Source organism: Mycoplana dimorpha (assembly GCF_003046475.1).
Lineage (GTDB): Bacteria > Pseudomonadota > Alphaproteobacteria > Rhizobiales > Rhizobiaceae > Mycoplana > Mycoplana dimorpha.
The window spans coordinates 510572-531549 of sequence record NZ_PZZZ01000004.1; the positions used below are offsets into that span (position 1 = coordinate 510572).

Annotated in this window: 17 protein-coding genes; 8 read left to right on the plus strand and 9 right to left on the minus strand. The window is 65.7% G+C overall.

From position 1 onward, the window contains the following. Nucleotides 1-3: 3 nt before the first annotated feature. The 3 genes from C7449_RS12585 to C7449_RS12595 all read right to left on the minus strand — a co-directional run bounded on the left by C7449_RS12585 (nucleotide 4) and on the right by C7449_RS12595 (nucleotide 2661). Complete coding sequence (locus C7449_RS12585) at nucleotides 4-660, minus strand: methionine ABC transporter permease (RefSeq protein WP_108003125.1); 657 nt, start codon at nucleotides 658-660, stop codon at nucleotides 4-6. Then, entirely contained in the window at nucleotides 641-1720 is a 1080-nt protein-coding gene (locus C7449_RS12590; protein WP_108003126.1) for a methionine ABC transporter ATP-binding protein, read from the minus strand. The genes C7449_RS12585 and C7449_RS12590 overlap by 20 nt, the downstream gene beginning before the upstream one ends. Nucleotides 1721-1812: 92 nt before the next feature. After that, nucleotides 1813-2661, minus strand: a complete 849-nt coding sequence (locus C7449_RS12595; RefSeq protein WP_108003127.1) for a MetQ/NlpA family ABC transporter substrate-binding protein — start codon at nucleotides 2659-2661, stop codon at nucleotides 1813-1815. A gap of 369 nt (nucleotides 2662-3030) precedes the next feature. Between C7449_RS12595 and C7449_RS12600 the strand changes: the two genes are divergently transcribed. Next, nucleotides 3031-4830 carry an ABC transporter ATP-binding protein/permease gene (locus C7449_RS12600; protein WP_108003128.1) on the plus strand — a complete coding sequence of 600 codons (1800 nt, stop codon included), beginning with the start codon at nucleotides 3031-3033 and terminating at the stop codon, nucleotides 4828-4830. Nucleotides 4831-4885: 55 nt separating this feature from the next. Here the strand turns inward: C7449_RS12600 and C7449_RS12605 are convergent, their stop codons facing one another. Continuing rightward, nucleotides 4886-5347, minus strand: coding sequence for an Lrp/AsnC family transcriptional regulator (locus tag C7449_RS12605; RefSeq protein WP_108003129.1), 462 nt, complete (start codon nucleotides 5345-5347; stop codon nucleotides 4886-4888). A 125-nt stretch (nucleotides 5348-5472) separates the two neighbouring features. Between C7449_RS12605 and alr the strand changes: the two genes are divergently transcribed. After that, a complete protein-coding gene (gene alr / locus C7449_RS12610; RefSeq protein ID WP_108003130.1) occupies nucleotides 5473-6591 on the plus strand; it encodes an alanine racemase in 1119 nt (372 codons plus the stop codon). A gap of 33 nt (nucleotides 6592-6624) precedes the next feature. Next, nucleotides 6625-7875: a D-amino acid dehydrogenase gene (locus C7449_RS12615; RefSeq protein WP_108003131.1), complete on the plus strand. Its 1251-nt coding sequence runs from the start codon at nucleotides 6625-6627 to the stop codon at nucleotides 7873-7875. A 110-nt stretch (nucleotides 7876-7985) separates the two neighbouring features. Here C7449_RS12615 and C7449_RS12620 read toward each other — a convergent pair whose 3' ends face one another. Next, on the minus strand, nucleotides 7986-11171 hold the full coding sequence (locus C7449_RS12620) for an efflux RND transporter permease subunit (RefSeq protein WP_108003132.1): 3186 nt from the start codon (nucleotides 11169-11171) through the stop codon (nucleotides 7986-7988). 3 nt (nucleotides 11172-11174) lie between these two features. Next, nucleotides 11175-12305: an efflux RND transporter periplasmic adaptor subunit gene (locus C7449_RS12625; protein WP_108003133.1), complete on the minus strand. Its 1131-nt coding sequence runs from the start codon at nucleotides 12303-12305 to the stop codon at nucleotides 11175-11177. Nucleotides 12306-12512: 207 nt separating this feature from the next. Between C7449_RS12625 and C7449_RS12630 the strand changes: the two genes are divergently transcribed. Both C7449_RS12630 and C7449_RS12635 read left to right on the plus strand, forming a co-directional pair. After that, nucleotides 12513-12881, plus strand: coding sequence for a YbaN family protein (locus C7449_RS12630; RefSeq protein ID WP_108003134.1), 369 nt, complete (start codon nucleotides 12513-12515; stop codon nucleotides 12879-12881). 390 nt (nucleotides 12882-13271) lie between these two features. Continuing rightward, the gene (locus tag C7449_RS12635) at nucleotides 13272-13808 is read left to right on the plus strand and encodes a BA14K family protein (protein WP_108003135.1); all 537 of its coding nucleotides are present in this window, start codon (nucleotides 13272-13274) and stop codon (nucleotides 13806-13808) included. Between the two features lie 42 nt (nucleotides 13809-13850). Here C7449_RS12635 and C7449_RS12640 read toward each other — a convergent pair whose 3' ends face one another. From C7449_RS12640 to C7449_RS12650, 3 genes are all read right to left on the minus strand, one after another. Next, entirely contained in the window at nucleotides 13851-15053 is a 1203-nt protein-coding gene (locus C7449_RS12640) for an HPP family protein (protein WP_108003136.1), read from the minus strand. A 229-nt stretch (nucleotides 15054-15282) separates the two neighbouring features. Further along, nucleotides 15283-16179 (minus strand): NAD-dependent epimerase/dehydratase family protein, encoded by an 897-nt coding sequence (locus tag C7449_RS12645; RefSeq protein WP_108003137.1) that lies wholly within the window; start codon nucleotides 16177-16179, stop codon nucleotides 15283-15285. Nucleotides 16180-16268: 89 nt separating this feature from the next. After that, a complete protein-coding gene (locus tag C7449_RS12650) occupies nucleotides 16269-17258 on the minus strand; it encodes a sugar-binding protein (RefSeq protein WP_108003138.1) in 990 nt (329 codons plus the stop codon). A gap of 423 nt (nucleotides 17259-17681) precedes the next feature. Here C7449_RS12650 and C7449_RS12655 point away from each other — a divergent pair, with 423 nt between their 5' ends. The 3 genes from C7449_RS12655 to C7449_RS12665 all read left to right on the plus strand — a co-directional run bounded on the left by C7449_RS12655 (nucleotide 17682) and on the right by C7449_RS12665 (nucleotide 20896). Then, complete coding sequence (locus C7449_RS12655) at nucleotides 17682-18476, plus strand: ATP-binding cassette domain-containing protein (RefSeq protein WP_108003139.1); 795 nt, start codon at nucleotides 17682-17684, stop codon at nucleotides 18474-18476. A gap of 35 nt (nucleotides 18477-18511) precedes the next feature. After that, nucleotides 18512-19510: an ABC transporter permease gene (locus tag C7449_RS12660; protein WP_108003140.1), complete on the plus strand. Its 999-nt coding sequence runs from the start codon at nucleotides 18512-18514 to the stop codon at nucleotides 19508-19510. Between the two features lie 102 nt (nucleotides 19511-19612). After that, nucleotides 19613-20896, plus strand: coding sequence for a cystathionine gamma-synthase family protein (locus tag C7449_RS12665; protein WP_108003141.1), 1284 nt, complete (start codon nucleotides 19613-19615; stop codon nucleotides 20894-20896). Nucleotides 20897-20978: the final 82 nt, after the last annotated feature.

Here is a 20978-nt window from a genome sequence, read left to right on the forward strand (position 1 = left end):
GGCTCACGCCTTGTGATCGAGGCGCGCGACCAGCCGGTCGCCGGCCCATTGGATTGCGCAGACGACCAGGATCAGCACCGCCACCACCGCAATCATCACGGCCGTTTCGAACCGCTGGTAGCCATAACGGATGGCAAGGTCGCCCAGGCCGCCGGCGCCGATGGCGCCGGCCATCGCCGATGCGCCGATCAGCGTGATCAGCGTCACGGTGAAGCCCGCCACCAGGCTCGGCAGCGCTTCGGGCACCAGCACTTCGCGCACGATGGTCCAGCGGTTGCCGCCCATCGCCCGCACCGCCTCGACGAGGCCGCGGTCGACCTCGCGCAGCGACACCTCCGCCATGCGCGCATAGTATGGGGTTGCGGCGATCGACAGCGGCACGATGGCCGCCCACATGCCGATCGACGTGCCGACGATGAAGCGCGTGACCGGGATCAGCGCCACCAGCAGGATGATGAACGGCACCGAGCGGAAGCCGTTGACGATCGCGGCCAGTATACGGTTGATCCAGAGATTTTCGGCGATGCCGCCCCGCCCGGTCGCGACAAGCGCCAGCCCCAGCGGCAGCCCGGCCAGAAGCGATATGGCGCCGGAGGCGGCCGTCATGATCACCGTTTCCCAGAAGGATCGGACGAACAGGTCAAACATGACGGGGGTCATGGCCGAGTACCTCCACCTTGGCGCCGTGGCGCTGCAGATATGCGATTGCCCGCGCCAGCGCGTCGGCTGCCGGGGGAATTCCAATGAAGAACCGGGCGACGGACTGCTGCTGGATGTGGTCGACGCCGCCATGGACCAGCCGGAACCCGTCCGGAAGCTCGGCCGAAAGGCCGGCCAGCAGATTGCCGGCATCCGGTCCGGAGAGATCGACACCGAGGATGGCCTCGCCGCTCGGCTCGCCCACCAGCCGGGCCGCGACGTGCGGCGGCAGGTTCGGCCGGATCCCGGAAAGCATGTTGCGGGTGGTCTCGGTGTGCGGATTGGCGAAGACCGACCAGACCGGCCCCTCCTCGACGATCCGGCCGGCATCGATGACGGCGACCCGATCGGCGATGGTGCGGATCACCTCCATCTCGTGCGTGATCAGCAGGATGGTCACGCCGAGCCGTTTGTTGATGTCCTTCAAGAGTTCGAGGATCGAAGCGGTCGTCTCCGGGTCGAGCGCCGAGGTCGCCTCGTCGGAAAGCAGCAGCGCCGGGCTGGCGGCCAGCGCCCGCGCGATGCCGACCCGCTGCTTCTGCCCGCCGGACAGCGCCGACGGATAGCTCCTTGCCTTGCCGGACAGCCCGACAAGGTCGATGAGTTCGGCCGCACGCGCGAGCCGCTTTTCCTTCGTCCAGCCGGCGATCTTCAGCGGCAAGGCAATGTTTTCCTCCACCGTCTTGCGTGACAGGAGGTTGAAGTGCTGGAAGATCATGCCGATGCGACGGCGGACGGGCTGCAGTTCCTCCTCGCTCAGCTTGGTGATCTCGCGCCCTTCGATCTGGATCGAGCCGCTGTCGGGGCGCTCGAGGCCATTCAGGCAGCGGATCAGCGTCGATTTTCCGGCGCCGCTGCGGCCGATAAGCCCGAGGATCTCGCCCTTGCGGACGGTCAGCGAAACGCCGTCGATCGCCGGCGTCTGACCGAAATGGCGGCGCACACCGGACAACCGGACGACAGGCTCGCGTCCGCTCTCGGCGTCCGCCGGATGGCCGGCCGGAGTTTGCTGCAGGGTCATGGATGTTCCTTTCCGCCATCTGGCAATGGCGCGGCGGCTCGCAAACCCTTCGGGCTGCGAGCCGCCTGATATCCGTCCGATGCGGGGGCAGGTCAATAGGCGACGGTGCCGGTGCCCTTGTAGACGCGGTCGAACTCGGCCTTCACCGTATCGTTCTGGTAGGAGGAGACCAGCGTCTTCACCCAGGCCTCATTGAGGTCGGCCTCGCGGACCGCGATGAAATTGCGGTACGGGTTGTCGGCGATCTTCTCCTGGGCAATGCGGTTTTCCACCGTCAGCCCGGCCTTCAGCGCCCAGTCGGTGTTGACGACCGCCGCATCGAGATCGTCGACCGAGCGGCCGACGATGCCGGCGTCCAGTTCCTTGATGTCGACCTTCTTCGGGTTCTCCGCGATATCGGCGATGGTGGCCAGAATGCCGGCCCCTTCGCGGAGCTTGATGACGCCTTCATCCTGCAGCACAAGCAACGCCCGGCCTTCGTTGGACGGGTCGTTGGGAACGCCGATCACCGCCCCCTCGGGGAGGTCGGCGACCGCCGTGTGCTTTTTCGAATAGATGCCGATCGGCCAGACGGCGGTGTAGCCGGCGATTGCGATCTTGTAGCCGTGCGCCTGGATCTGGTTTTCCAGGTAGGGGCCGTGCTGGAATGCGTTCGCATCGATTTCGCCGCGCTCGAGCGCCTCGTTGGGCTGGGTGTAGTCGTTGAAGGTGACGACCTCGACCGTCAGGCCCTTCTTGGCGGCCTCGGCGGCGACGACGCGCCAGATGTCCTCGTCCTCGCCGCTCATGATGCCGACCTTGACCGTCGTCTTGTCTTCGGCGCTCGCCGGAGCCGGCATGGTCGCCACGAAGGTTGCGACGGTTGCCGCCAGCATCGCGGCAAGCCCTGTCCGGCGGGTGAAGGATCCACGGTCGAGAAGGTTGAGAAGGGTCTTGGTCATGCGTTACCTGCTTTCATCATGTGCGGGTCTTGGGAGGACCGACGGTTTTGCCGAAGGGAAGATCTCAAATGATCAGCACTGCGGCAAAGAATGGTCATTTGTTGGGCAAGCCGCGTTTGAAAAATCCGTGCCGGGAAGTCAACCTGCGTGGAATTTTCCACCAAGTCTATAGATTTTTTGCTGGTCGTGGCGGCGGCAAGCCAGACGCCGGGGCAGTGAAGGCACGATGGAAAAGCACGCTCTGCCGCAAACGTGATCGGCCTGCGCGCCGCCGCGGGGGCCCGACGACCGCTCCAGTCTTGCCCTTCGGGCCTGCCGGTTCCAGTGTGAACGGCGAGCGTCCTCGCGCTGTGACGGAAGGAGGCAAGTATGGCCAACGTCACTGAACAGAACGGCCCCCCTGCCCCGGCGGCACCGGCAACGGAAAATCGCGGTCTCTGGTCGCAAATGATGATGATGCAGCGCATCTACCGGGAATCGCCGGTGTTCCCGTTCCTGCTCTGCACATCGATCGGCAGCGCTGCGGTCGTCGTGGCCACCGCCATCGGGCAAATCGTCCTCAACCAGTGGAACAAGCCGTTCTACGACGCCATCGAGCGGCGCGACGTCGATGCCTTCGTCCACCAACTGCTGGTCTTTGCAGGCATCGCCAGCGTGCTTCTGCTGCTCAATGTTTCGCAGCGCTGGTTCAACCAGGAATTCCGGTTGAAGCTCCGCGAGGGGCTGACGACCGATCTGATCACCGAATGGATGCGGCCGCGCCGGGCCTTCCGGCTTGCACATGCGGGCGCGATCGGCGTCAATCCGGACCAGCGCATGCAGGAGGACGCGGGGCACCTCACCGAGCTGACCACCGACCTCGCATTCGGCCTCCTGCAATCCTCGACCCTGCTCTTCTCGTTCGTCGGAGTGCTGTGGTCACTGTCGGCGGGTTTCGTGTTCGATGTCGGCGGGCACTCCTTCGAGATCCCCGGCTACATGGTCTGGGCGGCGATGATCTATGCCGGCTCCGCGTCCTGCCTCAGCTGGCTGGTCGGTCGCCCGCTGATCGGCCTGAACAGCGAGCGCTACAATCGCGAGGCCACGCTGCGCTTCACCATGATGCGCGTCAACGAGCACATCGATTCGGTCTCGCTCGCCGGCGGCGAAGCGGGAGAGCAGCAGCGGCTGGAAAGCGACCTCGACTCGGTGCTTGACGCGATGCGCGGCATTTTTCGCGCGCAGATCAATCTCGGCTGGGTCATCGACGGCTACGGCTGGGTGACCGTCGTTGCCCCGCTCCTCGTCGCCGCCCCGGTCTACTTCGCCGGCCACATCAGTTTCGGCGGGCTGATGATGGCTGTCGGCGCCTTCAACCAGGTTCACACCTCACTGCGCTGGTTCATCGCCAATATCGGCGCGATCACCGACTGGCGGGCCACGCTCCAGCGCATCACCGATTTTCGCAGCGCGCTCGTCGGCACCGACGCCCTCGAGGACGCCGAGGGACGCATCGAATTCCAGCTGAACGAAACCAACCGCCTGACGATCGACGGCCTGAGCGTCAATTCATCCACCGGCCGGACCCGGCTGGACGATCCGCATGTCCAGATCTCCCCCGGCGAGCGCGTCCTCATCATGGGCGACGCCGGCGCGGGCAAGACCTTGTTCTTTCGGGCGCTCGCCGGGCTCTGGCCCTGGGGCAGCGGGCGGATCGGGTTGCCGAAGGACGAGGCCGTCACCTTCCTGGCGCGAACGCCCTATCTGGCGCCCGGTAAACTGCGCGACGTGCTGTCCTATCCGAACACCGAAACGATCACCGATGCCGCTCTGGCGGAGGCGCTGTCGAAGGTCGGCATGCAACGCATAGCGCCACGGCTCGATGAAGACGCCCGGTGGGACCGCGAACTGAACGACGAGGAGACACGCCTTGTCGCCATCGCCCGCTTGCTGCTGCAAAGGCCGCATTGGATCGTCATCGACCAGCTGCTGGAAGTCCTTGAGGGACCGTCGCAGAGGCGGGTCCTCTCCCTGCTGCGGACAGAGCTTGCCGACGCCGCCGTGGTCGCGATCGGACGGCCGCTGCCCGACGGCCACCAGTTTTCGCGGGTGATCGAGCTGATACGGGATCAGCGCCCACCGAGGCAGCAGCAGCGCGTGAACCCGCAACTGGAGAGTACCAAGGCCTGATGCTTGCGGCCGCCCACATGCCCTCCCCGGCGCGGTGCGGCACCATGCCGAACGCTCAGCGCGACGGCGCGCGCGACGCCAGCACGTTGCGGATCGAAAAGCTGGAATGGATGCGCAGCACCCCCGGCAGCTTCGCCAGGATCTCCTTGTGGATCCGCTCGAAATCGCCGGCATTCTCCACTTCGACCCGCAGCAGGTAGTCCGACCCGCCGGTCATCAGGTAGCACTCCTGGATCTCCGGATGGCGGCGAACGGCCGATTCGAAGCGGTTCAGGTGCTCCTCGGTCTGGCGCTCGAGCGTGATGTTGATGATGACGGCGATCGGGGTCCCGCCCTCCGAGCTGCCGACGAGCGCCGTATAGCCGCGGATGACGCCGGACTGCTCGAGCAGGCTGATCCGCCGCAGGCAGGCTGACGGTGACAAGCCGACCTCCTCGGCGAGCTTCGCATTGGTGATGCGCGCATTCAGCCGCAGCAGGCGGATGATGTTGCGGTCGATCGAGTCCAGCCCCTTCATGCAGAATCTTCCATTTTCTCGCACGATATGCGGCGAATTATCGAAAGATGAAATAACAGAGCAACAATTCGAATGAAAGCGCCCGATTGTTTCAATAGCTTATCTCCACTGTCGGGAGGGCGGCATTGAACACACATCCACGCGAAATCATCGGGCGCGAAGGCGCCTCTGGATATCTCTCCATCGATCTGCAAGCGTTGCGCCGCAACTATCTGCTGCTGGCCGAGCGCACGGCGCCCGTGCCGGTGGCGGCGGTGGTCAAGGCGAATGCCTACGGCCTCGACGCCGCCCGCGTCGCGCCGGTGCTTCACGAGGCCGGCTGCCGCGATTTCTTCGTCGCCCATATCGGCGAGGCACTGCAGCTGGAGCCGCTGCTTCCCGCTGACGTCCGGATCTTCGTGCTGAACGGCCTGCAGCCGGGTGCCGAGGACGTCTGTGCAGCCAAGGGCATCATTCCGGTGCTGAACTGCCTTGAGCAGGTGGAGAACTGGGCGCGAACCGCCAGGGATCGTCGAAGCCGCCGCCCGGCGCTGCTGCAGATCGACAGCGGCATGTCGCGGCTCGGCCTGCCGCCGGAGGAAGTGACGGCTGTCGCGGCCGATCCCGCCCTGCTCGAGAACATCGAACTGCTCTATCTGATGAGCCACCTGGCGAGCGGCGACGAAACGGAAAGCCCCCAGAACACCGACCAGCTCGCGGTGCTTCGACAGGTCTCCGCCCTGTTCCCGGACCTGCCGCTCTGCTTCGCCAATTCCGGCGGCATCTTCCTCGGGCCCGAGTTCCACGGCGCGTTGGCGCGGCCGGGGATCGCCCTTTACGGCGGGGTGCCGACGGATGCGCCCGACAATCCGATGCGGCCGGTCGTGCGGCTCGACGTGCGCGTCGTCCAGACGCGCACCGTGCCGGCCGGCACCCGCGTCGGCTATGGCGGCGCCCATATCACCACGGCCGAGACGCGGCTTGCGACCATCGCCGCCGGTTACGCCGACGGCCTGCCGCGCAGCCTCAGCCATCGTGGGGCCGCCTACTACGCCGGGACGCGCCTGCCGATCGTCGGGCGCGTATCGATGGACAGCATCACCATCGACGTCACCGCACTGCCGCCCGGCACGCTGAAACTCGGCAGTCTCGTCGAGCTCATCGGCCCGCACCAGCCGCTGGAGGCGATCGCCGCCGACGCCGGCACGATATCCTACGAGATCCTGACGGGCCTCGGGAACCGATACCACCGCGAATACCGCTGATCCAACAGGCGTTTATCGATCCATGGGGCAATCATGAAAATCACCGTTCTCGGCGCCGGCGTCATCGGCGTGACCACCGCTTACTATCTCGCCAAGGCCGGCCATGAGGTGACCGTCCTCGACCGCCAGCCCGGTCCGGCGCTGGAGACGAGCTTCGCCAATGCCGGCGAGATCTCGCCGGGCTACGCCTCGCCTTGGGCGGCGCCGGGCATTCCGCAGAAGGCGGTGAAGTGGCTGTTCATGAAGCACGCGCCGCTGATCATCCGGCCGATGGCCGACGCCGCCACCTGGCGCTGGATGATGTCGATGCTGGCCAACTGCACCAGCGCCCGCTACGCCACCAACAAGGGGCGCATGGTGCGCCTTGCCGAGTACAGCCGCGACTGCCTGATCGCGCTCCGCCAGGAAACCGGCATCGCCTACGACCATCGCACCCAGGGCACGCTGCAGCTGTTCCGCACCCAGAAGCAGCTCGACGGCATCGGCAAGGACATCGAGGTGCTGCGTGCCGACGGCGTGCCGTTCGAGGTGCTCGATCCGGCGGGCTGCATCGCCGCGGAACCGGGGCTGGCCCGGGTGCGGGAAAAATTCGTCGGCGGCCTGCGCCTGCCCAATGACGAGACGGGCGACTGCTTCAAGTTCACCAACATATTGCAGGGGCACGCCGAGGCGCTCGGCGTCACCTTCCGGTTCGGCGTCGACATCCGCCGCCTGAAGCGCATCGGCGACCGTATCGTTGCGGTGGAGACCGCCGACGGCCTGGTTGAATCCGACGCGTTCGTGGCCGCGCTCGGCAGCTATACGCCCGCCCTCATCGCCCCGCTCGGGCTGAAGGCGCCGATCTATCCGGTGAAGGGCTACTCGATCACCGTGCCGATCGTCGACGAGAGCCGCGCGCCGGTCTCCACCATCATGGACGAAACCTTCAAGATCGCCATCACCCGGCTCGGCGACCGCATCCGCGTCGGCGGCATGGCCGAGATCGCCGGCTTCAGCGACGACCTGCCCGCCGCCCGCCGCGCCACGCTGGAACATTCGGTGGAGGACCTGTTCGGCGGCGCCGGCGACCAGTCGAAGGCGACCTTCTGGTCGGGCCTGCGGCCGATGACGCCGGACGGCACGCCGGTCGTCGGCGGCACCTCGATCAAGAACCTCTTCATCAACTCCGGCCACGGCACGCTCGGCTGGACGATGGCCTGCGGCTCCGGGCGCGTGCTCGCCGATCTCGTCAGCGGCCGCAAGCCGGAAATCGAAGCGAGCGATCTCGCCCTCAGCCGCTACTGAGCCTTACAGCTGAACGCCCGATCGTCTTGGCCCATCTCCCCGCAGGCGGGGAGACGGGGTGCGCCCCTGCCCCGGCGCGGATCGCCGCCGCCGTCTTCACTGCCGGGCGGCTATTGCGCGGCCTCGTCGTGGGCTGCGATCTCGTCGGTCCTGGGCGGCTCTTCGGCTACGGGCTGGCCAATGCCGAAAAGGCGGTGGGCCCGCTCGCGCAGCCTCTGGAAGACGACGTACAGTGACGGGATAAGGAAGATCCCGATCATCGAGGCGGCCAGCATGCCGCCGGCGACACCGGTGCCCACCGCCCTGCGGCTGAGCATGCCTGCGCCCTGCGCCGTCACCAGCGGAATGAGCCCGGCGATGAAGGCGATGCTCGTCATCATGACGGCGCGGAAGCGCGTGCGCGCGCCCTCGACGGCGGCATCGAAGATGGGCTCGCCCCGCTCCCGCCGGAACTTTGCGAACTCCACGATCAGGATCGCATTCTTCGAGGCGAGCGCGATCAGCACCACAAGCCCGATCTGCGCGTAGATGTCGAATGACAGGTGAGCCACGAGGATCGACACGAGCGCGCCGGCTACGCCGACGATGACCGACAGCAGCACCGGAACCGGGATCGTCCAGCTCTCGTAGAGGGCGACCAGGAAGAGGTAGGCAAACAGCACGGCAAGCGCGAGGATCACCGTCGTCTTCCCTGCGGCCTCCAGTTCCTGCAGCGCGGTGCCGGTCCACTCGTAGCTATAGCCGGCGGGCAGCGTCGCCGCCGATATGGCTTCCATGGCTGCAAGGGCCTGCCCCGACGAGACACCCGGCGCCGGCTGGCCGTTCAGCGTGATCGAGCGATAGTTGTTGTAGCGCACGATCGATTGGGGACCGACGATGTACTCCACCCGCGCCACCGATGCGACCGGGACCATTTCGCCGGCCGCGTTTCGCACATGCAGCCGCCTGATATCGTCCACCGAGCGACGATCCGCCTGCGCGGCCTGCATCGTTACGCGCCAGCTGCGGCCGTACAGGTTGAAGTCGTTGACGTAATAGGATCCGAGCGTGCCTTGCAGGGTTGCGAACAGATCGCTCACCGAAACGCCGAGCGCCTGCAGGCGGTCGCGGTCGAGTGACAGGTACAGCTGCGGCGAGCTCGCCGAATAGGTGGTGAACGTCGGACCCAGCAGGGGACTCTGGTTGGCGGCAATGATCAGCCCGCGCGCCGTCGCCGCGAGATCCGCCGGCGAGCGGCCCTGGGTGTCGAGCAGCTGGTACTCGAAGCCGGACCCCGTGCCGAGGCCCAGGATCGGCGGCAGGTTGAAGGCGAAGATCTGGGCGTCGCGGATCGCCGATCCCCTTGCCATCGTGGTCGCGACCGCCGCATCGACGGAGGCGGCCGCGCTCTCGCGCTCGGCAAACGGCTTCATCGTCACGATGGCAAAGCCGCTGTTGGACTTGGAGAGCCCGTCGAGGAAGCTGTAGCCGACGACGGTGGTCACCTTCGCGACCCCTTCGATCTCGCCGAGCATCGTCTCGACCCGCTTGACGATCGCGTCGGTGCGGTTGACGGAGGCGCCTTCCGGCAAGCGGATTTCGACGAAGTAGGCTCCCTGGTCCTCACTCGGCAGGAAACCGGTCGGGACGATGCGGAACAGCCACCCGGCTGCGCCGGCAGCGACCGCGAGCAGCAGAAGCCCGATGATCGCCCGCCGCGCGATAAGGCCCGCCACGAACACGTAGCCGTCGCGGCCGCGATCGATGCCGCGCGAAATCCAGCCGAGTATGCCGCGCTTCGGGCCATGATGCGGCTTCAGCAGGATGGCGCACAGCGCCGGGCTGAGCGTCAGCGCGTTGATGGCCGAAAGCACCATCGACACCGAGACCGCCACGGCGAACTGCTGGAACAGCTGGCCGCTGAGGCCGGGGATAAAGGCGACCGGCACGAACACGGACAGAAGCACGAGGGTGATCGCGACGATCGCGCCGGTGATCTCGCCCATGGCGAGGCGGGCCGCCTCGGCAGCCACCATTCCGGGGTTCTCCTCCATGACGCGTTCGACGTTTTCCACCACCACGATCGCGTCGTCGACGACGATGCCGATCGCCAGAACCAGCGCCAGCAGCGAAATGGTGTTGAGCGAGAAGCCGATCGCGAGAATGACGGCGAAGGTACCGATCAGCGCGACCGGAACCGCGATCAGCGGGATCAGCGCCGCCCGCCAATCGCCGAGGAACAGGAACACGACGATGATGACGAGGATGAAGGCTTCGATCAGCGTGTGCATCACGTTGTCGACGCTGGCCTGGACGAACTGCCCGGTGTCGTAGGCGACGTCATAGGTCAGGCCTTCCGGAAAGTTCTTCGACAGGCGCGCCATCGCTTCGTTGACGCCGCGCGCGGCGTTGAGGGCGTTGGCCCCCGGCGCCTGGAAGGTGCCGATCATCGCGACGGGCTTGCCGTTGAAGCGCGAGAACGAATCCGCGCTCGCCGCGCCGAGTTCCACCCTGGCGACGTCGCGCAGCCGCACGAACGAGCCGTCCGGCTCGGCGCGAAGCACGATGTTTTCGAACTGGGCCGGATCGGTCAGCCGGCCCTGGGTCTGCAGGTTGAGCTGGAACAGCGGGTCGTCGGTCATCGGCTGGGCACCGATGCGACCGATCGCGGCCTGAACGTTCTGCGCCCGCAACGCGTTGATCACGTCCGTCGGCGTCAGCTTCAGGCTCGTCATGCGATCGACGTTGAGCACGATCCGCATGGAATAGTCCTGGGCGCCGAACAGCGTCGCGTCGCCGACGCCCCGAACACGCTTGATCGTGTCGAGCACGTTGATGGTCGCATAGTTCGACAGGAACAGGTTGTCGAAGTCCTTGTCCTTGCCGTAGATCGAGATGACCTGCATCAGCGCCGAGGATTTCTTCTGCACGCTGACGCCGCTCTGCTTGACCTCCGCCGGCAGGCCGGCCTCGGCGAGTGCGACGCGGTTCTGGACGTTGACGGTGGCGATATCGGGATCGGTGCCCACCGCAAAGGTGACGGTGAGGTTGTAGGAGCCGTCCGCGCCGCTCGTCGATTTCATGTAGAGCATGTTGTCGACGCCGACGACCTTGGCCTCGATCGGCTGCGCGACGGTACTCTCGACCACTTCCGCGCCCGCGCCCGGATAGCTTGCGGTGACGCTGATCTGCGGCGGGACGATGTCGGGGAACTGCGCGACCGGCAGCTGCGTCAGCGCGATCACGCCGGCGAGCGTGAGCACGATCGAGATGACGGCGGCGAAACGCGGCCGATCGATGAAGATCTCGGAGAGCATCGCTCAACCACCCGCAGCCGCTGCGGGCGCCGCGTCGACCACGATGCCCGGCCTTACCTTGCCCACGCCTTCGGTGATCACCTGTTCGCCCTCCTTCAGTCCCGAGGCGATGACGGCGTGGCCGCGCGTCGTCCGCGCTATGTCGACACGCCGCAACTCGACCTTCGAGTCGGCCCCGACCACCATGACGAAGGCGCCCTGCTGGTCGCGCTGCACCGCCTCCTGCGGTATGGCCAGCACGTCCTGCTCGTTGGTTTGCTCGAGTGAGACGCGCACGAGGGTACCATCCAGCAGCACGCCATGAGGATTTGGAAACTCCGCTCGCACGGTGACGGTGTCTGTCCCTTGCGCCACGTTGCTCGAGACGAAATTGACCGTGCCCTTCGAGGGATATTCCGTGCCGTCCGGCAGGATGATCCGAACATTGGCGCCGCTGGAAATCTTGCCCTCTCGAACCTCCTCACGATACGTCAACAGCAGCGATGTCGCCACCGAGAACTCCGCATACATCGGGTCGAGGCGTGTCAGCGTCGTCAACGCTCCGGCCTCGGGACCGACGAGGGCACCGACATCGACCGCGGACAATCCGACGATACCGTCGAAGGGGGCGGTGATCCTGGTATAGGAGAGGTTCAGTTCGGCCTGGGCCTTGCTGCCGTTGAGGCGGGCAAGATCGGCTTCGGCCTTCTTCACCTGGGCTTCGGCGACATCGAGCTGCGACTGGGAGACCGTATTGCTGGCGAGCAGCCGCTTGGACCGGTCGCGCTCAATGATGGCGAGATCCCGCTGGGCCTCGGCGGCCTTGATCGAGCCCTCGATCTCCTGGACGGCGGCCCGGTAGGTGCCGTCCTCTACCTCGTAGAGCAGGCTGCCCGCCTTGACGTCCTGCCCTTCCTTGAAATTGACGCTTTCCAGGAAGCCGGAGACCCGGGCGCGAATGTCGACCTTCTGGTAGGCGACGAGCCGCCCGGTGAAGTCGGCGCTCTCGCGCAGATCCATGATCTTCGCGGGTGCGACGACGACGGCCGGGGCTTGCTGGGCGGGGGCCTGCTGGGCGTGGGCCAGGCTTGCTGCGCCGGCCGCAGCGAGCGGACCGGACGCGATTGCTAGGATCAGAACTGCCGGTAACCGCATGCGCCATCCTCCTGAACCATTCGGTTCGGCCCTAGCCGCAATACAGAACGCTACACTAGCCACGATGGGGGCGAATGGGAAGTCGTGCCGCGCGACCAGGCGCAGTTATTGGCCACGACCGTCGCGGCGGCAACCGCGGCCCGCGCAACTGTCGGAGGCGGCGCGGCCATGCTATCAACGCGACAGTCACATCCATGGGATCCGCCGATGAAGCTGCCGCTGCAGATTTTGTGCCTTTGCCTCGGCTGGCTCATGGTGGCCTTCGCCGTCGCCGGCATTTTCCTGCCACTGCTGCCGACCACGCCGTTCCTGCTGCTGGCCGCCGGCCTGTTTGCGCGCTCGTCGCCACGCTTCGAACAATGGCTTCTCACGCACCCGGTCTTCGGCGCGTCGCTGCGGCGCTGGCACGAGAGGGGCGCGATCTCGGTGCGCGCCAAGGCGATGGCGGCTGCGTTGATGGCGACGAGCTTCGCCCTGTTCGTAGTCTTCGGCACGCCGCGGCCGCTGGTCGCCCTGGTCGTCGCAGGTATCATGGCCCTGCCCCTGACGTTCATCCTCACCCGGCCGAACGACTGAGCCGAGGCGATGCCCGGCTTGGCGGCCGCCGGGCCGGAGGAAGCATCTAGCGCAGTTACGGGCGCTGGGCACCAATGGCGAAATCGGACGCGCGGTCGCCTCGAACCACTCTCACCAACCGATCAACGATGCCATCGCGGCATCGCCTGCTTCCGGTCCGAGAACGGGCTCGCCAATGCCGCCCTGCCGCCGCCCCAGCACGCTAACTGAGCCGTGCGGACCGCGTTAATTGGAACTGCAAGTTTCAAGCGCACTGTCGGCGGCTCTGCTCACGTCGTAGCCGCCGCGGCGGGGGAAAAATCAGTGATCACAAGCGCGTTACCTAAAAGGTGAGGTGACACAAAAAGCGGCGCTTTGCGTTATTCTCTGCGCAGCAGGAGGATGAAGCAGATGAGAATGGCAGCAGTCGGACTTTCGCTGGCGACTGCCTTAGCCGGTGCCCTGCCGGCCCAGGCGTTTCCGTCTATTTACGCGTCGCAACTCGAAGTGCCACAGGTTCAGTTGGTGAGGGGCGGCTGGGACCACGGCGGCGGCTGGGGCGGCGGCTGGGGCCACGGCGGCGGCTGGGGCCATGGCGGCGGCTGGGGCCATGGCGGTGGCTCGGGCCATGGCGGTGGCTGGGGCGGAGGCCATTGGCACGGGCATAACCATGACGACGATTTCAATGACTACTGGCCGCTATTCGGCGGACTTGCGGCCGGGGCGATCATCGGCGGCCTCGCCGCCCAACCCTATTACGGCGGGTATTATGACGGCTATTACGGCCCAGGCTACGGCTACTATGCGCCACGGTACTATGCGCCGCCGCATTATCATAACGTCAGCAGTCACGTCGACTGGTGTTATGCCCGTTACCGCTCCTACAGGGCCTATGACAATACATATCAGCCCGTCAACGGCCCGCGACGCCAGTGCATCTCGCCGTAATTCGGTGGGCCGCGCCTGGAACGCAGTCGCCGCGTAACGTGATCAGGCGACGTTGGCCTCTCCGGGCCCACGGCCGGCCTGCGTCGCTCGATCGACCCCACTTTGAAAAAGCGCGGCGACGAGGTCGGATTGGGTGACCATGCCGACCAAGCGGTTGGTCTCATCCACAACCGGGATGTGATGCAGTCCCATGTCTGCCATCGGGGGAACGAGCTTGGCGATCCTGGTATCGGGCAGCGCGGTATGCACGTTTCGGGTCATGATGTCGGCAACGGTGCGAGGCTTTGCCTGACGGTTGCCGACTGCCAGCCGGATCCGGCGGCCTAGCCCGAACCGCACCTCGCCGCTGGCGTTCAACATGACGTCCATCAGGTCCGTCTGGGTGACGATGCCCACCAGCCCCTGGGCATCGGTGGTGACCGGCAGTGCCTTGATGCGATGATCCAGCAGCCGCTTCCAGGCTTCTCGCAAGGACGTCTGCGGGGAAACCGTCGCCACATCGCGCGACATCACCTCGCCGCAGCTGATGTCGCCGGAGCGACGGTTATAGGCGCGGATCTGCGCCTGGTGCAGCAGCTCATCCAGCACGTCCGGGCTGATGTCCATCACTTCGTCATACTGAGCCAGCACCGCCTGCAGGTCGTCGGGCACGACGCCGAGCCGTCGGGTCGGGAGCGGATCGGCCGTGTGGTGCGGATTGGCCGGGGCGGCCGGCGCCAGGTGCGGGTAGCGGCGCCCGGTGGCATTGTTGAAGATCAGTGCGACGGCAAGGATCAACAGCGAATTGATGCCGACCGGGGTCAGCACGAACCAGTATCCGGCTTCCTGGGTCACCGGACCGCCGAGGACCGCGGTGAGCGCCACCGCACCGCTCGGCGGATGCAGGCAGCCGAGCGCCATCATGGCGGCGATCGCCGAGGACACCGCGATCGCGGCGGCGATGATCGGATCGCCGATCGTCAGGGCGCAGGTCACGCCGATGGCGGCCGCAACCGTGTTGCCGCCGAGCACCGACCAGGGCTGGGCCAGCGGGCTCGCGGGTGCTGCAAACAGCAGCACCGCAGATGCGCCCATCGGCGCGATCAGCAACGGGTGCCCGGCGCCGGCGCCGAGCAAAATCGTGCTGAGCAAGCCGGTCAGCAGAATGCCGACCAGCGCGCCGATGGTTGAACGAAGCCGTTCCAGTCGACTGACGGGAGCGATGGCGGGCACCAGGCGCGTCAGGAAGTCACTTGCCTTGGACATGAATTCTCGGGAATACAGATTTGAGTAGCTGCGCGCCTCGATAACATGCCGGGTGCAAAATAGGCACGCAATGCTGACCTAAAAACGCCAAGGGGCTGAAAAATGCCTTCCGCTGTGGCAGCGGCTCTCCGCAGTCACCCGAGATCGGCGACAGCGTCCCCGCGGTAGCCAGGCCGCAACTCATGGGGACAAGCCGAAGACAAGCCGACGATAGAGGGAATGTGAAGCCTCAGCTCTGGTCGACGTACATGAGCCAGCCGTGCTCGGGCCGGAAGCCCAGCACATCCCGGGCCTTGCGATTGGAAAGCAGCGTCTCGAATTCGCCGAGTTCCCGCTTCAGCGGCACGCCGGGATAGAAGCGCTCGATCAGTTCCTTCGTCGGCAGGTCGGACGAGGTGTCGTCATTGGCGGCGTTGAAGACCTGGAAGCCGAGCCCGTCCTTTTCGATCGCCAGCGCGGTGATCTGGCCGAGGTCGCGCGCGTCGATATAGCTCCAGGCGATCCGCTTGCGAAACCCCGGATCGGCGAACCATTTCGGAAACAGCTCGTACTCGTGCGGCTCAATGACGTTGCCGATCCGGAGCGCGTAGATGTCAAAGCCGCTGCGCAGGGCGAAGGCGCGTGCCGTCTTCTCGTTGACGACCTTGGAGAGCGCGTAGCTGTCCATCGGATCGACGTCGTATTCCTCGTCAAGCGGGAAATAGGCGGGCTTGCGCGGTTCATTGGCGAAGACCAGGCCATAGGTCGTCTCGCTCGAGGCGATGACGATCTTCCGGATGCCAAGCTTCACCGCCGCCTCGATCACGTTGTAGGTGCCGAGCGCGTTGATGCGGAACAGTTCGTTGTCGGGCGTTAGCATGATACGCGGGATGGCGGCGAAATGGACGACCGCATCGACCGGCTCGGGGCGCAGCGACGGATCGAACTCGTGCAGCCCCATGTAGCTGGACAGCGCGTTGAACACCTGGCCCGAGTCGGTGATGTCGGTGATCAGGGTGCGGACCTTCGGATTGTCGAGCGGCCTTGTGTCGAGGTTGAGGACCTGGTGGCCCTGCTCAACCAGATAGCGGACGACATGTCGTCCTGCCTTGCCGCTGCCACCGGTGAACATGATCCGTTTCGCCATGGTGCTCTCCTATGTCCGGGTCTCGGCTCCACCACATCCCCGTCCGGGAAGTGACCGGGGCGCCGTGTTTGCGGCGCCCCGGGCCGATGCTATTTCTGGATGCAGGTGTCGACGGTGTCCTTGGTGCACTCGTCGAGGCCGGTGAACACCGGATCGTCCACCGGCTTGCCGGCGATCAGGTCGAGCATCACCGAAGGCGCCTTGTAGCCCATCTCAAACGGCCGCTGGCCGACGAGCGCGGTGACGAGGCCTTCCCTGGCGATCGCCACTTCGTCGCCGATCGTGTCGGCCGCGCCGATGACGAACTCGTTCTTGGCGATCTTGTCGGCCATCGGCTTGAACAGGTCGCGATAGGGCTGCGGGGCGCCGAACAGCGGCCAGCCGCCCATGATGCCGAAGGCGTCGAGGTCGGGATTGGCGGCCAGGATGTCGGTCATCGCCTGCACGCCCTTGGCGCCGTCGTCGTTGGTGAAGACCGGGCAGCCGGCCACTTCCGTCCAGCCGCCGTCGCCCTTCAGTTCTGCGAGCCCCTTCTGCCCCGTCAGCGTGTCGCGCATGCCCTGCGCACGGCGCAGGATGTTGTCCGCTCCGGGGTTGCCCTCGATCGTGCAGATCTTGCCACCGTTAGGCTTGGCCTTCTTGATGTACTCGCCAATCCGGGCCCCCATCAGGTAGTTGTCGGTGCCGAGATAGGTCTTGCGCAGCGCCGAATCCTCGGCGGCGAGGTCGGCGTCGAGCGTCATCACGGGCACGTGCGGATCGGTGGTCTTGATCGTCTGGGCGATCAGCTTGGCATTGGAAGGCGAAATCGCGATGGCCGCCGTGCTGGCCTTGCCGAGCATGTCCTGGACGATCTGCGCCTCCCCTGCCTCATCGGACGTGGATGCCGGGCCGGTGTAGAAGCATTCGTATTCGGAGCTGGCATTCTCCTTGTTCCACTTCTGGCAACCCTGGTTGATCGCCTCGAAGAACGGGTTGTCCAGTCCCTTGACGACTATCACGAGCTGCTTCTTCTCCTGGGCCCCGGCCTGGCTGGCGACAACTGCCAGCGCGACTGCAAGCAATAATGCCTTCCTCATTGGTTCCTCCCATTGATACAGACGGGCGCTGCGTGCCCGCCACACGATCGACCCGAACACCGGACGTTGCGTGGGCCGCTCGGCGGCGTACAGCACGTCTCCGGGTCAATGAGCATCTCGCAGTCGCGGCGCCTGGCCGCGGAGGAAGGTTGTCTGTTGCGATTGCGACCGCGCCTCCATCCCCGCCGTCGCCTCCCCTCACCGCGTTCCACCTTACCGCGCATCAAAGCCACGGGTAAGGGTCTTGCGCTCCCCGCAGTGAATATGCGGCCGTTCCGGCCGTCAACTTCTATTTGTCATACTATAATAATATTATTGTGGATCGCCCGTCGGTGGATGATTGACGCTGTCGCAAGCGTTTGCGTAAATGATGCCTGATCGCTTGCGAGGTTAGCCGGCAAGCGCGCTCGGCAGGATCGATCCGTGGCGCGGGGCCCGGCAGGTCGCGAGCGGAGGGCTTTCGGGAGGCAGACGCTGGTGGCCGCACTCGAGCTCACCAACATCTCCAAGCATTTCGGCGCCATCCAGGCGGTCAGCGACGTATCGCTGACGCTAGAGGCGGGGCAAGTGGTCGGCCTGATGGGCGACAACGGCGCCGGCAAGTCGACGCTGGTGAAAATGATCGCCGGCAACTTCCGGCCGAGCGGCGGCACCATGCGCCTCAACGGGCGGGAGATCGTCCTGCATCGCCCGCTCGACGCGCGACAGCACGGCATCGAGATCGTGCACCAGGACCTGGCGCTGTGCGACAACCTGACGGCTGCGGCAAACGTCTATCTCGGACGGGAACTGCGCGTCGGCTTCGGCCCGCTCGGCATTCTCGACTACCGGACGATGTATCGACGGGCGGGTGCGCTCTTCAAGGAACTGAAATCCGAAACCCGCCCGCGCGACGTCGTCCGGCAGATGTCCGGCGGCCAGCGCCAGGCGGTGGCGATCGCCCGCACCATGCTGTCGGAGGCCAAGATCGTGCTGATGGACGAGCCGACGGCGGCCATTTCTGTGCGTCAGGTTGCGGAAGTTTTGAACCATATCCGGCATCTGCGCGACCGCGGCATCGCCGTGGTGCTGATCAGCCACCGCATGCCGGACGTCTTTTCGGTCGCCGATCGCGTGATCGTCATGCGGCGCGGCCGCAAGGTGGCCGACAAGCCGATCGCAACGAGTTCGCCCGAGGAAGTCACCGGATTGATCACCGGCGCCATAGAGACGGTATGAGTTGACCGTCGGCAGCCATGGAAACGAGGTCGAGGATGGCAATAACCCTTGATCAGAGCATCGAGCAGAAGCAGCAGACCTGGCTGGGCGCCATCCTGAGCCACCAGACCTTCTGGGTGCTGGCCGCCGTCATCCTGGCCTGCCTCTTTCTGACCTTCACCACCGAGGCGTTCGCGACCTCGACGAACCTCTACAACATCACCCGCAACGTCACCTTTGTCGCCATCATCGCGCTGGGCATGACGCTCGTCATCATCACCGGCGGCATCGACCTGTCGGTCGGCTCGGTGCTCTGCCTGTGCAGCATGATCCTCGCCGTCGTCATGCATGCCGGCTATGGCATCTGGGTCGGCATTGCGGCCTCGCTCGCCACGGCTCTGGCGATCGGCGCCTTCAATGGCGTGCTGATCGCCTATCTCAACTTTCCGCCCTTCGTCGTGACGCTCGGCATGCTGTCGATCGCCCGAAGCCTGGCGATGGTGGCATCCAACAACACCGTTGTCTTCCAGTTCGGTCCCGACCACGACAAGCTGCTGGCGCTCGGTGGCGGCGCCTGGTTCTTCGGCATCGCCAATCCGGTGCTGTTCATGATCGCGCTGGCGCTTCTCACCGGCTTCGTGCTGCGCTGGACGCGGTTCGGCCGCTTTCTCTTTGCCATCGGCGGCAATGAGCATGCGGCAACGCTGACCGGCGTGCCGGTCCGCAAGATCAAGGTGATCGTCTACATGGTCTCGGCGCTCTCGGCCGGCATCGCCGGCATCATCCAGACCGGCTGGCTCGGCGCGGTGACGACCAACATCGGCGCCGGCATGGAACTGCAGGTGATCGCCGCGGCGGTCATCGGCGGCGCCAATCTCGCCGGCGGCACCGGCACGGCATTCGGCGCACTGGTCGGGGCGGCGCTGATCGAGGTGATCCGCAACAGCCTCGGGCTGCTCGGCATCAGTGCCTTCTGGCAGGGCACCTTCATCGGCGGCGCGACGATCCTCGCCGTCCTGTTCGACCGCATCCGCAATTTCCGGCAGAGCGAATAACAGCGGGCCGATCGAGCCGAGGCATCCTTGATTGGGCGCTGCGGAGGGCCATTTTCGTGCTGGGAAGCTGCCAGGCATAGCCTTGCCCGAAGGAGAACCTTCATGACTGCTCCGCGCCCGTCGAAGACCCGCATCGGAAATCACGAACTCCATCCCGAAACACAGATGCTCAACTACGGCTACGATCCGGAGTTGTCGGAAGGCGCAGTCAAGCCGCCGGTGTTCTTGACCTCGACCTTCGTGTTCCGCTCGGCCGAGGAGGGGCGCGACTTTTTCGATTACACCGCCGGCCGCCGGGAGCCGCCGGCCGGAAGCGCCGGCGGCCTGGTCTACTCCCGCTTCAATCACCCCAACAGCGAGATCGTCGAGGATCGCCTCGCGCTTTACGAGCGGACGGAAAGTGCCGTCCTGTTCTCCTCAGGGATGTCGGCGATCGCCACGACGCTGCTGGCCTTCGTCCGGCCGGGGGACGTCGTGCTGCACTCCCAACCGCTGTACGGCGGCACCGAGACACTGCTGGCCAAAACGATGCTGAACCTCGGCGTCAATGCCGTTGGTTTCGCCGACGGCACGGACGAGATAGCGCTGCGGACGGCCGCCGACGAGGCGATGCGGAAAGGCCGCATATCCTTCATCCTGATCGAGACGCCGGCCAATCCCACCAACAGCCTGGTTGACATTGCGCTGGTCAGCCGCGTCGCGGAAGCAGTGGGCGATGAACAGGGACACCGGCCGGTGGTCGCCTGCGACAACACCCTGCTCGGCCCGGTGTTTCAGCGGCCGATCGAACATGGTGCCGACATCTCCCTCTATTCCCTGACGAAATATGTCGGCGGCCATTCGGACCTGATCGCCGGCGCGGCACTCGGCGCCAAAGCGGTGATGAAACCGGTGAAGGCGCTGCGCGGCGCGATCGGCACCCAGCTCGATCCGCATTCCTGCTGGATGCTCGGCCGCTCGCTCGAAACCCTGTCGATCCGGATGGAAAAGGCGAATGCCAACGCCCGGCTGGTCGCCGACTTCCTGCGCGGGCACCCCAAGGTCGAAACGATCCACTACCTGCCCTATCACGATCCGGAAAGCCGGCCCGGCCGGCTTTTCGAACGCCAATGCAGCGGAGCCGGGTCCACCTTTTCCTTTGATATCCGCGGTGGACAGCCGGCGTCCTACCGCTTCCTGAACGGACTGCAGATCTTCAAGCTCGCGGTCAGCCTGGGCGGCACGGAATCGCTTGCCAGCCATCCCGCCAGCATGACGCATTCGGGGGTGCCGGTGGAGGTTCGCCAGCGCATCGGCGTTCTCGACTCGACGATCCGCCTGTCAATCGGCATCAAACATCCCGACGACCTGATCGCCGACCTCGCCCAGGCGCTCGACCTGGCCTGAAGGCGGCCCCGCACGCGCACAGCGTCGGCGCTGCGCGCGGTTGCTTTCGCGGGAGGCGCCAGTCTGCGCCGCGGATGCACGC

What these genes read in the sequence shown, in the direction of transcription:
- C7449_RS12585 (WP_108003125.1), bottom strand. Translation starts at nt 660, where the DNA reads ATGACCCCCGTCATGTTTGACCTGTTCGTCCGATCCTTCTGGGAAACG.
- C7449_RS12595 (WP_108003127.1), bottom strand. Translation starts at nt 2,661, where the DNA reads ATGACCAAGACCCTTCTCAACCTTCTCGACCGTGGATCCTTCACCCGC.
- C7449_RS12605 (WP_108003129.1), bottom strand. Translation starts at nt 5,347, where the DNA reads ATGAAGGGGCTGGACTCGATCGACCGCAACATCATCCGCCTGCTGCGG.
- C7449_RS12630 (WP_108003134.1), top strand. Translation starts at nt 12,513, where the DNA reads ATGAAGCTGCCGCTGCAGATTTTGTGCCTTTGCCTCGGCTGGCTCATG.
- C7449_RS12645 (WP_108003137.1), bottom strand. Translation starts at nt 16,179, where the DNA reads ATGGCGAAACGGATCATGTTCACCGGTGGCAGCGGCAAGGCAGGACGA.
- C7449_RS12620 (WP_108003132.1), bottom strand. Translation starts at nt 11,171, where the DNA reads ATGCTCTCCGAGATCTTCATCGATCGGCCGCGTTTCGCCGCCGTCATC.
- C7449_RS12600 (WP_108003128.1), top strand. Translation starts at nt 3,031, where the DNA reads ATGGCCAACGTCACTGAACAGAACGGCCCCCCTGCCCCGGCGGCACCG.
- C7449_RS12590 (WP_108003126.1), bottom strand. Translation starts at nt 1,720, where the DNA reads ATGACCCTGCAGCAAACTCCGGCCGGCCATCCGGCGGACGCCGAGAGC.
- C7449_RS12660 (WP_108003140.1), top strand. Translation starts at nt 18,512, where the DNA reads ATGGCAATAACCCTTGATCAGAGCATCGAGCAGAAGCAGCAGACCTGG.
- C7449_RS12635 (WP_108003135.1), top strand. Translation starts at nt 13,272, where the DNA reads ATGAGAATGGCAGCAGTCGGACTTTCGCTGGCGACTGCCTTAGCCGGT.
- C7449_RS12625 (WP_108003133.1), bottom strand. Translation starts at nt 12,305, where the DNA reads ATGCGGTTACCGGCAGTTCTGATCCTAGCAATCGCGTCCGGTCCGCTC.
- C7449_RS12640 (WP_108003136.1), bottom strand. Translation starts at nt 15,053, where the DNA reads ATGTCCAAGGCAAGTGACTTCCTGACGCGCCTGGTGCCCGCCATCGCT.
- C7449_RS12665 (WP_108003141.1), top strand. Translation starts at nt 19,613, where the DNA reads ATGACTGCTCCGCGCCCGTCGAAGACCCGCATCGGAAATCACGAACTC.
- C7449_RS12650 (WP_108003138.1), bottom strand. Translation starts at nt 17,258, where the DNA reads ATGAGGAAGGCATTATTGCTTGCAGTCGCGCTGGCAGTTGTCGCCAGC.
- C7449_RS12615 (WP_108003131.1), top strand. Translation starts at nt 6,625, where the DNA reads ATGAAAATCACCGTTCTCGGCGCCGGCGTCATCGGCGTGACCACCGCT.